General features: G+C 34.6%; 14 protein-coding genes. 6 read left to right on the top strand and 8 right to left on the bottom strand.

What is annotated here, in order from left to right; genetic code table 11:
- Nucleotide 1 precedes the first annotated feature (1 nt).
- From hisC to FACI_RS02300, 4 genes are all read right to left on the bottom strand, one after another.
- A complete protein-coding gene (hisC, locus tag FACI_RS02315; protein ID WP_009886495.1) occupies nucleotides 2–952 on the bottom strand; it encodes a histidinol-phosphate transaminase in 951 nt (316 codons plus the stop codon).
- Nucleotides 953–981: 29 nt separating this feature from the next.
- The gene (locus FACI_RS02310; RefSeq protein WP_009886494.1) at nucleotides 982–1806 is read right to left on the bottom strand and encodes a RimK family alpha-L-glutamate ligase; all 825 of its coding nucleotides are present in this window, start codon (nucleotides 1804–1806) and stop codon (nucleotides 982–984) included.
- Between the two features lie 116 nt (nucleotides 1807–1922).
- Entirely contained in the window at nucleotides 1923–2372 is a 450-nt protein-coding gene (locus FACI_RS02305) for a CoxG family protein (protein WP_009886493.1), read from the bottom strand.
- The gene (locus FACI_RS02300) at nucleotides 2373–3629 is read right to left on the bottom strand and encodes an FAD-dependent oxidoreductase (protein WP_009886492.1); all 1257 of its coding nucleotides are present in this window, start codon (nucleotides 3627–3629) and stop codon (nucleotides 2373–2375) included.
- 233 nt (nucleotides 3630–3862) lie between these two features.
- Here FACI_RS02300 and FACI_RS02295 point away from each other — a divergent pair, with 233 nt between their 5' ends.
- The gene (locus FACI_RS02295; protein WP_009886491.1) at nucleotides 3863–5053 is read left to right on the top strand and encodes an MFS transporter; all 1191 of its coding nucleotides are present in this window, start codon (nucleotides 3863–3865) and stop codon (nucleotides 5051–5053) included.
- A 13-nt stretch (nucleotides 5054–5066) separates the two neighbouring features.
- On the opposite strand, the gene hutU is transcribed toward FACI_RS02295, so the two are convergent.
- Nucleotides 5067–6725: a urocanate hydratase gene (gene hutU, locus FACI_RS02290; RefSeq protein ID WP_009886490.1), complete on the bottom strand. Its 1659-nt coding sequence runs from the start codon at nucleotides 6723–6725 to the stop codon at nucleotides 5067–5069.
- A gap of 311 nt (nucleotides 6726–7036) precedes the next feature.
- Here hutU and FACI_RS02285 point away from each other — a divergent pair, with 311 nt between their 5' ends.
- A complete protein-coding gene (locus FACI_RS02285) occupies nucleotides 7037–7660 on the top strand; it encodes a zinc ribbon domain-containing protein (protein WP_187288960.1) in 624 nt (207 codons plus the stop codon).
- Nucleotides 7661–7752: 92 nt separating this feature from the next.
- On the opposite strand, the gene FACI_RS02280 is transcribed toward FACI_RS02285, so the two are convergent.
- Nucleotides 7753–8130, bottom strand: a complete 378-nt coding sequence (locus tag FACI_RS02280) for a NifB/NifX family molybdenum-iron cluster-binding protein (RefSeq protein ID WP_009886488.1) — start codon at nucleotides 8128–8130, stop codon at nucleotides 7753–7755.
- 459 nt (nucleotides 8131–8589) lie between these two features.
- Between FACI_RS02280 and FACI_RS02275 the strand changes: the two genes are divergently transcribed.
- From FACI_RS02275 to FACI_RS02260, 4 genes are all read left to right on the top strand, one after another.
- On the top strand, nucleotides 8590–9102 hold the full coding sequence (locus FACI_RS02275) for a hypothetical protein (RefSeq protein ID WP_009886487.1): 513 nt from the start codon (nucleotides 8590–8592) through the stop codon (nucleotides 9100–9102).
- The gene (locus FACI_RS02270) at nucleotides 9095–9337 is read left to right on the top strand and encodes a type II toxin-antitoxin system PemK/MazF family toxin (protein WP_009886486.1); all 243 of its coding nucleotides are present in this window, start codon (nucleotides 9095–9097) and stop codon (nucleotides 9335–9337) included. Before FACI_RS02275 ends, FACI_RS02270 begins: the two co-directional genes overlap by 8 nt.
- A gap of 239 nt (nucleotides 9338–9576) precedes the next feature.
- Nucleotides 9577–10692: an RNA-guided endonuclease InsQ/TnpB family protein gene (locus FACI_RS02265; protein ID WP_019841414.1), complete on the top strand. Its 1116-nt coding sequence runs from the start codon at nucleotides 9577–9579 to the stop codon at nucleotides 10690–10692.
- Between the two features lie 132 nt (nucleotides 10693–10824).
- A complete protein-coding gene (locus FACI_RS02260) occupies nucleotides 10825–11673 on the top strand; it encodes a DNA adenine methylase (RefSeq protein WP_009886483.1) in 849 nt (282 codons plus the stop codon).
- 3 nt (nucleotides 11674–11676) lie between these two features.
- Here the strand turns inward: FACI_RS02260 and FACI_RS02255 are convergent, their stop codons facing one another.
- Both FACI_RS02255 and FACI_RS10205 read right to left on the bottom strand, forming a co-directional pair.
- Entirely contained in the window at nucleotides 11677–12537 is an 861-nt protein-coding gene (locus tag FACI_RS02255; RefSeq protein WP_009886482.1) for a TRM11 family SAM-dependent methyltransferase, read from the bottom strand.
- Nucleotides 12509–12676, bottom strand: coding sequence for a hypothetical protein (locus FACI_RS10205; RefSeq protein ID WP_009886481.1), 168 nt, complete (start codon nucleotides 12674–12676; stop codon nucleotides 12509–12511). Before FACI_RS10205 ends, FACI_RS02255 begins: the two co-directional genes overlap by 29 nt.
- Between the last annotated feature and the right edge of the window lie 7 nt (nucleotides 12677–12683).

The raw sequence follows: 12683 nt of genomic DNA, 5'->3' as shown, positions 1-12683 counted from the left end.
CTTAAAATTTCTCCATTACGTATTTTTTAATTGCTTCAATTGCCCTTTTATTTTCATCCTTTGTTCCTATGGTTAATCTTGACCTATCCTTTACAAGCGGGAGTTTTCTTATATGTATCCCGTTTTCTTCCATATAGCCATATAGATCTTTTTTAAGGAGAAGAAAGTTTGCACTGCTAGGGTATGCTATATCCTTTATTTCATTGTAAACACGTTCCCTCTCCTCTACAATATATTTTATTTTTTCTACAATAAGGCTGTAGTTATCAATCATGATCTCTGCCATTTTAGCTGAAAGTATATTCATATAAAACGGTGCCTGCAATTTTTTGATTTCAGATATAAATTTGCTCTCTGCTATGCCATATCCAATTCTCATTCCTGCAAGGCTAAAAGCCTTGGAAAATGTCCTTAATATTATGAGATTGCTATATTTTGCAATAAGGTCAGTATAATCTTCACCCGAAAATTCATAATAGGCATTGTCAAGTATGGTTGTTACACCGGAATCAAGAATTTTTTTTATGCTCTCTCTATCTATAAGATTCCCTGTTGGATTATTTGGCGAACATATTACCACAAGTTTTGCATCCTTCTGCGCCAGTATACCATTAACATCAAGGGAAAAATCGCTGCGGAGCGGGACATCAATTGCCTTATGGCCATAATTTCTGGCATAGAATGAATACATTTCAAAGGTTGGTGAACTGACAACTATATCGCCTTCTGCACGCCTGATTAAAATATCAAGCAATTCGTCGCTGCCATTGGCTGCAATAATGTTTTCACTGCTAAACCCGGTGAGCCCTGCCAGTTTTTTAATAAGGGAAGGTAACCCCTTTTCAGGGTATCTGTTAAAATCTGCATCCTTTGCATAGTTTATGAATTCTTTTTTTACCTTTTCCGGTACATTGAATGGATTTTCGTTCTTGTCAAGGTATATTTCTTCCATACTTTGACATTTTTATTTTATTATTAAACTTAATCAAGTGTTTTTAGATACTGGACAATATCATTTATTATTTTATTTCCATATACCTTCGAAGCCCCTTTAAATTCAACTCTTGAATTAATTTCATGCACAATCAACCCTTCATCGGTTTCCATGGCATCAATCCCTATTATGCCCGGGTCGAAAAGATGTGCAACCTTTATAAGCATGTCAAGCTGGGATCCTGACAGCACTGCTTTTTCCACCTTCCCGCCAAGGGCGAGGTTTGTTTTCCAGCCCTCTCCAGAGTATCTGTATATTGTTGCAGAGATATTATCTCCCACAACTATTGCCCTTACATCCCTTGGCGGCCTATTTACATATTTTTGAAGATAGTATGAATTTTCGTTTACCATATCATTCATTGAGAATACTGTTTCTGCAATATTCTCATTCTCTAAAAGTGATATCATCCTGCCCCAGCTCCCACTTGCTGGCTTAAAAACTACAGGATATCCAATATTATCTGCAGTTGATAGGGCATTGTCGTGCGAAAATGATACAGAAGTTTCCGGAGTTTTTATTCCATTTTTATATAGATAAGAGGTGGTAAATACTTTATTTCCTGCAATGTTGCAGGTATTAAAGGAATTGATTGTCTTAATCCCATGCGATTCAAGTATATATGAGTAATAAAGAGACCTCCTGGAGCTCATGCACCTTATAATAGCTGGGCCTCCAAAATCAAGTTTTCCTGTGAGATTTAGTGCATTATCCTTTGCGTTAACCAGATTCAATTTTACGCCTTCTGACTGGAGCCCTTTTATCAACTCCTTCTCCTCCCAGGATATTGAATCGTAAATGAATGTAAGCATAGGATAATAATTTTTTAGTGTTATTAAATATTTATCGATTAAAATGTAATATTATATGAATATTATACAATATTTACAGTTATAATATAAAATTTATTAATAAATTTAAAGAATTTCTATTTAATATTTAATTTTGATGTTATGCAGCCCATAGTTCTGTCTATGTTTTCTCTGGATATTTCATTGACCCTGTCTTTGCCCATCATCTTTACTATAAGCCCGAAGTCGAATGAGCTTTTCCAATCTAGTAGTGTTTCTTCTCCCTTGCTTTCGTAGGATATGCTTATGCTGAACTTCACCTTTGAACCAGCTATTCTTCCGCTTCCATCTATGTCTATTGAATCCAATCCAGCCTTATATAGAAATGACATCTTGCCAGTTACACTGCTCATGGCAGAAATCTTAGCAGCAGATATATCAAGCTTTAATTTGCATTGTATTTCACCACCATTATTCTGGAAGTCATACACTCCTGGAAGGCACGGTGTTATATTATTAATGTCAGAAAGAAATGCCGTAACGTTCTCTTTATTATTTTTTATGGTTATTTTGCCGCTGAATTCCATTTAATCACCCAGCCTTATGGCTTCGTTGAAAATAAAGGCACTTTCAAGCTGGGTTAAGTAACCGTAATCCATGCTGGTGCCATATGAACTTATATAATTCATGAATGTTGTGTTTAAATCCTGCTTATGCTTTTCTATGAATTTATCGAAGGCATCATTCAGGATGATTTTCGATGTATCCTGTGAATGTGTTCCTGTAATTTTAGAAAGTTTCTGTGATACGGCCTGCCCCATAAGCCTTGAAGTTGTGAATTTTCCGCCTATTATGCTGAATAAATTGTTCATATTTTCGTATATCCTGAAATCTCTTGTAGCCCTTGAATAACCTTCTCTGATCAGCGGGCGCATGGAACTGTATAGTTTTTTATACCTGTGCCTGGAAAGTGATGGAACCATCTCTGAAACTTCAGATAGCATGGTATCAAGGTCTTCCGGGTCAATGTCATTGTTATCTACATTATCAGATATAATAGCCACAGTGCCTGCAACCGACATACTTCCATATGGGAGCAATATATCCCCATCTGAAGGTTCCCTCATTCTGTTTAAGATACCATGTGAAAATAAATAGTCATAGGATGCCATGTAACCCAGTGTGGGCATGACCTCAAAATCGCCGATGCCGAAGGATTTTAAAAGTTGTCCTGACCATGGCCCGGTCGTGTTTATTATATAATCAAATTTCTCATTCACAATTCTACTATGTGACCTGTATTTTATAGATTCAACAGTTTTTCCATCAACTTCAGCTTTCAGGACTTCTGATTTAAATCTCAGTTTAGCACCCATTAACTGTGCTTCAACTGCCACAGCCGCTGCGAAGGGGTGTGCAGATATAACTTTATCAGGAACACGAAAAGCCCTTAAAATATTTTTATTAATATTCGGTTCCAGGTCAAGCATTTCATCAATGCCCAGTTCTTCTGTTGGTATGCCGTTTTCTTTATTTTTCTGTAGAAGCTTATCGCCGTATTCTGCATCCGCATCATTCAAAGCAAGATAATACCCTCCTGTATTTTTAATAAAGGATGAGGCAGTGTTAGAAAGCAGCGCATTTTCATGTATGCATTCCTTTGCAGATTCCGCATCATTCACAGAATATCTGGAACCGCTGTGTAGCATTCCATGAAATTTCCCTGAAGTACCGGAAAGAATATATTCCCTATCAAAAAGTGTCACGTCATAACCATCAAGTGCAAGGTTAAGTGCGGAGAACAGCCCTGTTATCCCGGCACCTATAACGCCTATCTTCTCCATAAAAGGCTTATTTTAATATTATATATATTTTTATTTAAATGTATTTTCCATAAATGTGCCTATCGTGATATTTATAGGTCAACCGGATATATAAAAATATTTTACATTTCTTCCCGGGTACGGTAAATTTAAAGCTTCAAATATGTCTATAAATTTTAAAATTTATATGTATCTATATACTTATATATATTGACACGTAGTTAATTTAATAAGTTACCTGTAGTTAAGGGAGAGTGCAAAAACCTGCAAGTACAAATAAAATAGTAATTTTATCAGCATTTGGGATGCTTCTTGATGGCTACCAGTTAACGGTAATCGCATTCGCCGTCCTTTTGATACCGGATTATATACACCTCAGTGATTATTCCCTTGATTATGGGCTACTGATAGCATCCGTAATAATAGGTGCAATTATAGGGACAATACTTGTTGGATACCTGAGTGACCTGGTAGGCAGGCGCAGGGTATACCTTTCAACGCTTATGTTCTTTATACTATTTGACATGATTTCAGTATTTTCGGTTAATTTTTATATGCTCTTTATCTCGAGAGTACTTCTTGGGGTTGTCCTCGGAGCAGAATATCCTGTTGCCAATTCATATATAGCTGAGGTAACTCCATCGGATAAAAGGGGATTCTATCTTGCCTTTGCAACTGTATTCTTCAGTGTAGGGTCTATCAGCAGTGCAATAGTTGCTGTTTTTATGTTTCCATTGGGAAATATCGGATGGCGCCTGATGCTCGGTGTCGCAGTCATACCTGCAATTATTGTAGAATTTATGAGATTTTCCCTGCCAGAGTCCAAACTATGGGAAGAGAAAAAAGAGAAAACAGGCTTTCTTGAGATGTTTTCGAAAAAATATTCTAAGAATATAATTTTAGCAGCACTTATCTGGTTTCTTTATGATATTGTTGCCTATGGGCTGTCGCTTACACTTCCAACAATCTTGAAACTGGGGCATTTCGTAACCAATGTTGATAATGCCCTTTTGACCACATTTTTCCTTGTAATAGGAATAGTTTCAGGGGTATTTGTAATGATCAAGGTGGATAAGTTTGGAAGAAAAGGAATCCAGATTACAGGATTTCTTTTAATGGCTGTATTATTCCTTATCCTGCCTCACTTTTATTATCTGGCAGGAATAATAACAATAGTATCTTTTCTTGAACTGTTCAATGCTTTTGGAGGTGCGACTGTAGGGATAATTCCAGCAGAGGTAACAATTACCCGATTCAGGGGGACATCATATGGATTTTCATCAATGATGGGAAAGATAGGTGCCGTTATAGGCGTAATTGCCATGTCTCTCCTTATTACCTCAAAAAATTATTTTAATGCCTACATATTTTTAGCTGTAATCATGATTATTGCAATACTTCTTACGCTATTGCTCCCAGAAACAAAAAATATAAAACTGGAATAAAAATAAAAAAATATTATTTGCTGAAATATGGGCTTTTAAATTTAGGTCCCTTCTTTATTATATCCCTTGATGATTCATACCCGGCATCTGCATGCCTTATCACACCAATTCCCGGATCGGCGTTTAAAACACGCTTTATGCGTTCCGCTGCATCGTCTGTTCCATCAGCAATGATTACAAATCCAGAATGTATTGCATTTCCTATTCCTGTCCCGCCACCGTGGTGCACAGATACCCATGATGCACCTGAAACGGCATTCAACAGTGCGTTAAGTATGGGCCAGTCTGCTATGGCATCGCTGCCGTCTTTCATGGCTTCTGTTTCCCTGTAAGGGGATGCAACAGATCCAGTATCATGGTGGTCCCTGCCTATTGCTATTGGTGCCTCAAGTTCTCCTTTCCTTACCATGTCATTTATCATGAGGCCTATTTTTTCCCTTTCTCCATAGGATGCATAGCAGATTCTGGCTGGCAGTCCCTGGAAGTGAACGTATTCCCCTGCAAGCTTAATCCAGTCCGTCAGATGCTTATCATCTATATTCTTCAATATGGCTTCATCTATCTTTCTAATATCATCAGGATTCCCCGATAGGGCAAGCCACCTGAATGGGCCGGATCCAACAGCAAACAGGTCGCGTATATATGCAGGGACATATCCCTGAATTTCGAAGGCGTTGCTTAATCCCCCCTCCTTAGCTCTTGTCCTTATATCATTTCCATAGTCAAATACAGATGAACCTTTTGACTGGAAATAAAGCATGGATTTTACCTGTTTTACTATAGTTTCGTAAACCTTTTTCTTGAATTGTTCAGGATGTTCTTCCCTGAATTTCTGGAAATTTTCTATAGTGTAGCCTTCAGGGACATATCCAAGGTTTAAATCATGTGCTGCTGTCTGGTCAGATACTATATCCGGCACTATTCCCTTGTCCTGCAATTCCTGGTAAACAGTTGCAGCATTCCCCAGTACAGCAATAGATACAGGTTCTCCGGATTTAATCGCCTCATCCTTGAGTTTAAGTGCTTCATCAAGTGTTTTTGTGTATTTATCAAGATATTTGTCCCTTAATCTTCTATTAATTTTCTCCATGTCCACCTCGACAATAATGCTTGTGCATCCATTCATCTTTGCAGCCAGTGGCTGGGCTCCTCCCATTTCTCCCAATCCTGCAGATAAAAACCATTTTCCTTTGAGATTATCACTGTGGTATACTTTTTTTGCAAGTGCATAGAGAGTTTCGTATGTCCCCTGCAACACACCCTGTGTCCCTATATAAACCCACGAACCTGCAGTCATCTGCCCGAACATAGTAAGCCCCCTTGCTTCTAGATCCCAGAATACATCATCGGTGGCCCAGTGGGGAACTATCTGTGCATTTACTATAAGAACCCTTGGGGCCTCCTTTGTTGTCCTGAAAATTCCAACGGGCTTGCCCGATTGCACCAGAAGTGTTTCGTCATTTTCAAGTGATTTGAGCGACTCTATAATTTTATCATATGCTTCCCAGTTTCTTGCTGCTTTTCCCTTGCCGCCATATACTATAAGATTTGCAGGGTCCTTAGCCACCATCGGGTCAAGGTTATTCATCAGCAATCTCATTGCTCCCTCCTGAGACCATCCCTTTGTGTTTAGTTTATTTCCATGTGGTGCATGGATATCTTTATGTTCCATATTAAAATAAAAACACATGGATATTTAAATGTTATTTTATGCCAGCGATTAAATTATACCGGGAGGCATAGAAACACTGAATACCATATAAAAATATCGCTTTAAATAAATATTATGAGCCATCTCGCAATAATGTTTCCTATATAAGCTAAAATTCCCCGATATTATTATATAAAGTTGATAACCGGATTAACAATGCTTCAAAAAATACGGAACTATGTTGATGTTATTTTCCTAGAGAAGCAAAGAAGTCACTCTAATCTTCTAATTTAATTGATAAAATTTATTATCTTATATAAGATATGTATATAATGCCTATTTACGAAAGTGATGAACATGAGTTCCTGAATGCGAAGGCCAAAAAAATTGAAAATAATGTTTATATCAAAGGGTTACTTTTCTTAACAGATAAGAGGATTATATTTGAAAAAAATGGGCATAGATCTATGTTCAGGGCATCTCCCGCAGTCATGGATTTAAATCTTTTTTTATACAACGTGGAGAATGCTAATTATGCTGCCCCTGCATTCGTACTGTTCACAAAGCAGGTACTGACTATCGAATACTACGATGATTCCAGGAAACTGGCAAGAGTAGATTTTGCTATAAAAAAATCAAAAATGTGGGTTGACCAGATTACCAGGCTGGCTACCATATGCAAAAAAGATGAATCTACTAAGAAGGAAAGGGAAGCACTGGAAAATAAAAAGCATGAAATAGATATGGCAAAGGCCGGGGCACCCAGGGCGAATATAGGGATGGCTGTTTTCGGCAATGACAAGAAGAATCCATATCAGAATATAAGGGAAAATATGGCTGAAAATAATGATGAAAATCTCCCGGATACAGCACACAGGTGCCCGCATTGCGGATATCCTGTTACCGAAGATATGATATACTGCCCTAACTGTGGATACAAATTAAAACAAAACTAATGTTATACATTTATAAATATTAAAGATAAATTGTTCCAGAAGCAATATATTTACTTTCCATATTGCAGATTTTTATTAGAATAATGTTTACATTATAATTTGTGGGTATTTCCATCATGGTGTGGCGATTCGTGTGTAGCAATAGTGATTTCTTCCAGTTTGCTATTTATATAAAATTCCATGGCCTCGTTCTCATTCATATTGTTTGCATAATATATCTTGATTTTGTTCTTAAGAAAATTGACACCAGGTGCTCCGATTTCAGATACTATAATTGCATTCACATTCTTAGAGAGAACCGATTTCAGCATATGTATCCCTCTTGTTGAAGTGGCTTTTATTGCTGGATTTTCATAACTTTCCACAAGTTTATATTTTGTATTTTCAACTTCAAATATATGAATTTCCGTTCCCTCTCCAGGTCCACTTACGTTGCTTCCGTTTACAGGTATCCCCACCTTGTTTGTCATAATAACAAATACCTAGCAACCATTTAAAGAATTCCTTTTAACAGTATAATTTCATGAAATTCAATTAATGTTTTCATCATAAAAATAATTGATAATGCAGTGGTATGTTATCACTGTAGATTTATCCTCAACATTCCGCGGTTGTGCTATAATCCTCAATTTAAAGCCGATTTTACTGGAAATAAATATGGTTCCCGGGAAATTTCAATTTGCGTCTAATAATTCATTAACTATTTTTACTTCATATAATGATTCTCTATCAATTCAAGGAGCATAATCAAACGTAGTTATAGCAATGGGAGAGGAACGATTTTACATAAAAATCAGGTACCCAACTGAAATGATCAAAAATCCCGGAAATAAATGAATAAAAGGTAATCTTTAACATTTCATGAAAATGCCATATAGATATACTCTTGATTTGTAAATTTAAATCATGGGGAATGATATAGCATTATTATGTCGAAGGATATAAAGAAGTTAATAGCATATTTTAATTATCTGGGCATTAAATTCAATATAAATAGTTTCGAGGAACGATTTCAAATCCAAAAAATAGCATTTATACTTAAAACCATGGGAATGGAATTAAATTATAATTTTCATTTATGGAAACACAGGCCTTATTCGAGCTCCCTTGCAAAAGATTATTATGATATTAATAATGATAACCATAATTTTAATAATTCTGGCTATATAATACCTGAAAGGGAAAAAATTATCTTGGATAAATTTATCAATATATTTGATACTAATATTATCCAGATGGAATCTGCAAGTACCATTATGCTTCTAAATTTAACATATGAAGATGTAGAACTTGTAGAAAAGAAAATGAAAGAGATAAAGCCACATTTATCTGATATGGATATAATAAATGGACAAAACAAAGCGAAAGAATTATTGTTTAAGGATGAATTTTTGACAGATGAGCTCAAAAGTGAAATGATGGAATGGGATAATATTGATTGATATCAATAAAATCAACAGCGGCTCATTGTATTTTGTTAACCTGAACGATGTTACCGGCCATGAACAGAATAAAACCAGACCTGCTGTAGCGATTTCTAAACATGTAGAGACAGGACTTGTTGCCGTTATACCCTTTACATCTCAGATAGATGCAGCTAGGTTTCCATATACAATGAAAATAAAAAAATCCACAAATAATCGATTGACAATGGATTCAATTGCATTAATGTTCTAAATTAGATCTATTGACGTTAAAAGATTTATTGCTTTTATTGGAATTCTTGAAGATAAATATATGTGCGATATTAAAAATGAATTATCATTATTTCTTAGGCTTAATTACTTTAACAAAAATCGCTTATAGAGTATGGCAATTTTTAGTAGCTGTTCACGATCCCGTCGCAAGGAAGCCTATGACTTTAGTCATAGGAGGAATTGCGACAATTTTATATATTGAGTTTATATTTGTATAATGTGCTCAAAACCCTTCAAATCAAGTTGCTTCCAGACGATAATCAGAAGGATATGCTCCTCAACACATTCAAAAAATTCAATGAAGCATGTAATTTTGTATCCAGAATAGCATGGGATAATAAAATATACAATAAAATATCCCTCCAGAAATTAGTATATTATGATATAAGAAATAAATTCGGGTTATCAGCACAGTTAACCATAAGAGTTATTGCAAAGGTTGTTGACACCTATATGACTGATAGATTAGTATTCCATGAGTTCCGGGAATACGGTTCAATTGTATATGACCAGAGAATAATGAGTTTTAAAGGCATGGATGAAGTAAGCCTTAACACTATTAAGGGAAGAATAAGAATACCTATAACCATTGGAAAATATGCTGATATACCCTTTGATATGGTAAGGGGCCAATGTGACCTTGTAAGGAGACATAAGCTCTTTTATTTAATGGTCAGCGTTGATGTACCGGAACAACCAGTTATTGAACCTAAGAATGTTATAGGGGTAGATATGGGCATTGCAAATATCTCCGTAGATTCTACCGGTAAGTACTACTCAGGTAATGAAATAAAAGGAGTCAGAGAACACAATTTAGATCTACGCTCCAGATTGCAATCTGTTAATACCAGATCAGCAGAAAGGCATCTTAAGAAGCTTTCAGGAAAAGAGCATAGATTTGCTACAAATACCAACCATATAATATCTAAAAATATTGTAAAGAAAGCCAAAGGCACCTCTTCCGCTATTGCCATTGAAGACCTTACTGGCATTAGAATGAGGGAAACTGTTAAGAAAGGAAATAAATATATCCATAATTCATGGGCTTTCTATCAGCTCAGGCTGTTTATAGAGTATAAGGCAAAAGAAGCAGGCATTCCCGTAATAGTTATAGACCCACACAACACAAGCAGAGAATGTCCCAATTGCCATACTATATCAAAAAAGAACAGGCCTGAGAGGTCTATATTTAAATGCATTTCCTGTGGATTAAAGGGAGAAGCAGATTATATTGCTTCTCTCAATATCAGGAACAGGGCTGTTGCCAACCAGCCTATTGTAGCGGGTGATTTTTTTGTCCATTGTGACAGCCCAGTTGCAAGCTCACTGCTTTAGCTGTGGGTAGTTGACTTATGGGTTAAAATTAAATTAATGAAGCTATCATAATAGAGGATATATATTTACAGAATCCGCGGATATAACTTTTAAAACAAAAACGTTTATTACTTTTATAATATATATTAATAAATGATTAATATCAATGGATATGGAAGTGTAAAACCTTTGCTAAAATGGGCAGGAGGCAAAAGGCAGATAATAAATGAATTATACAAAAGAATACCAGAAAAGTTCAATTATTATTATGAACCATTTGCAGGCGGTGCATCATTTTTAATCCATTTATACAATAATAATTTAATAAAATATGGAGCAATATCAGATTTAAATGGGGAGTTGATAAATTTTTATAATGTAATAAAATATAATTTAAATGAATTTTTGGAAGAAGAAAAGAAGGATAATTTGCCGAATAATATTGAATATTACAATTTAAGGGATGAATACAATGATATTATCGGGGATAATAATTATAAAATAAGAAGAGCTGTACTATTTTTATATTTTAATAAGCACGCTTATAATGGCTTATGGAGAGTTAATTCCAATAATAAATTTAACGTTCCTTTTGGAAAATACAAAAATGTTAACATGTTTGATTATAATAATATTTATAATTTTAGTATAATGTTAAAAAATATCAACATATTTAATTCTGATTTTGAAACCGTAGTTAAAGAAGCAAAAGAGAATGATTTTGTTTATTTTGACCCACCTTATCAACCGCTAAATAAAACATCATATTTTACAGGTTATACAAAAAATGGCTTTGACTACGATGAGCAGAAAAGATTATTCAAAGTTTTTAAAGGATTAGCAGATAAAAATGTAAATGTCATGTTAAGCAATTCCTATAATGAAAAAATGTTAGAATTATATAATGAATTTAATATTAATATTGTAAATGTAAACCGGTTTATCAACAGTGATGCAAGTAAAAGAACAGGATTAAAAGAAATAATAGTAACAAATTATTAATTTTTACAGTTTTTTAAAAACAAATAAGTGTTCGTATGCCAGAAGCATGAAATTGTTTTTTATGGATAACGATGCCCAGTAATGCCGGGTTTTAGTATTATGCTGTACTTTTATTATATCCTCTTTCAGGACAAATCCCTCTTTAAGGAATAATTGCATGATTGTAAATGATATTGGAATTTGATATCCTTTTTTTCTTGTATCGCCTATTAATATTGCACAGTATTTTCCTTTTTTAAGAGTACGATGCATCTCTTTAATTACCTTTTTGAATTTCTTATAATATTCCTCCAGTGATTCTATAGAGGACAAATCATCTTTTATAATGTTATCTTTTGAATATTTTATAATATTAGCATATGGAGGGTGTGTCATTATTAAATCAATACTTTCATCTTCTATTTCATTTAAATTTCTGGCATCGCCGTTGAATATCTCCGGTTCAATTAAATTATTCTCAGAATTATTAAAATTTAGCCTATCCATTGTAATCATTGCAGAACCTAAATTTATATCCATCCCTATTCCATGCCTTTTCAATAATTTTGCTTCGATTAATGTTGTCCCTGAACCTGAAAAAGGGTCTAAAATCAAATCATTCTCTTTAGAATATCTTAAAATTATATTTCTGGGGAGCTGGGGTGCGTAGTTGCCCCTATATTTTGCATTTAGATAATGTGTGCACCATTTTCCTCTTTCAGGGAAGCTCCAGACATTATCTATTTCCAAATTGAATTTTTCAGGCTCTAAAGTTTCTATAATATTTTTTTCACCGATCTTTATTTTATTATCCTCTATTGTTACAATATCATTTAATTTCTTATAATTGTTATAATCATCTAAAGTTATCCTTTTCATTTTCATTTTCCTGCACCGCCAGCCATTTGGTTATTAATGTATTGATTTTCGTTGACATTTTTATATCTTCATTTTTGCAAACTTCTTTGAATTTTTCGTATGTACTTATATCTATTGTTAGCGTCACTCTCTTCTTTCTAATCATAGTATAT

The sequence above is a fragment of the Ferroplasma acidarmanus Fer1 genome (genome assembly GCF_000152265.2).
GTDB lineage: Archaea > Thermoplasmatota > Thermoplasmata > Thermoplasmatales > Thermoplasmataceae > Ferroplasma > Ferroplasma acidiphilum.
The sequence above is the reverse complement of the archived record's forward strand: the minus strand, read 5'-3'. Positions and strand labels throughout refer to the sequence as shown.

Bases quoted from the DNA above. Each gene is read 5' to 3' on its own strand.
- hisC (WP_009886495.1), bottom strand. From the start codon at position 952: ATGGAAGAAATATACCTTGACAAGAACGAAAATCCATTCAATGTACCG.
- FACI_RS02310 (WP_009886494.1), bottom strand. From the start codon at position 1,806: ATGCTTACATTCATTTACGATTCAATATCCTGGGAGGAGAAGGAGTTG.
- FACI_RS02305 (WP_009886493.1), bottom strand. From the start codon at position 2,372: ATGGAATTCAGCGGCAAAATAACCATAAAAAATAATAAAGAGAACGTT.
- FACI_RS02300 (WP_009886492.1), bottom strand. From the start codon at position 3,629: ATGGAGAAGATAGGCGTTATAGGTGCCGGGATAACAGGGCTGTTCTCC.
- hutU (WP_009886490.1), bottom strand. From the start codon at position 6,725: ATGGAACATAAAGATATCCATGCACCACATGGAAATAAACTAAACACA.
- FACI_RS02285 (WP_187288960.1), top strand. From the start codon at position 7,037: ATGCCTATTTACGAAAGTGATGAACATGAGTTCCTGAATGCGAAGGCC.
- FACI_RS02280 (WP_009886488.1), bottom strand. From the start codon at position 8,130: ATGACAAACAAGGTGGGGATACCTGTAAACGGAAGCAACGTAAGTGGA.
- FACI_RS02275 (WP_009886487.1), top strand. From the start codon at position 8,590: ATGTCGAAGGATATAAAGAAGTTAATAGCATATTTTAATTATCTGGGC.
- FACI_RS02260 (WP_009886483.1), top strand. From the start codon at position 10,825: ATGATTAATATCAATGGATATGGAAGTGTAAAACCTTTGCTAAAATGG.
- FACI_RS02255 (WP_009886482.1), bottom strand. From the start codon at position 12,537: ATGAAAATGAAAAGGATAACTTTAGATGATTATAACAATTATAAGAAA.
- FACI_RS10205 (WP_009886481.1), bottom strand. From the start codon at position 12,676: ATGATTAGAAAGAAGAGAGTGACGCTAACAATAGATATAAGTACATAC.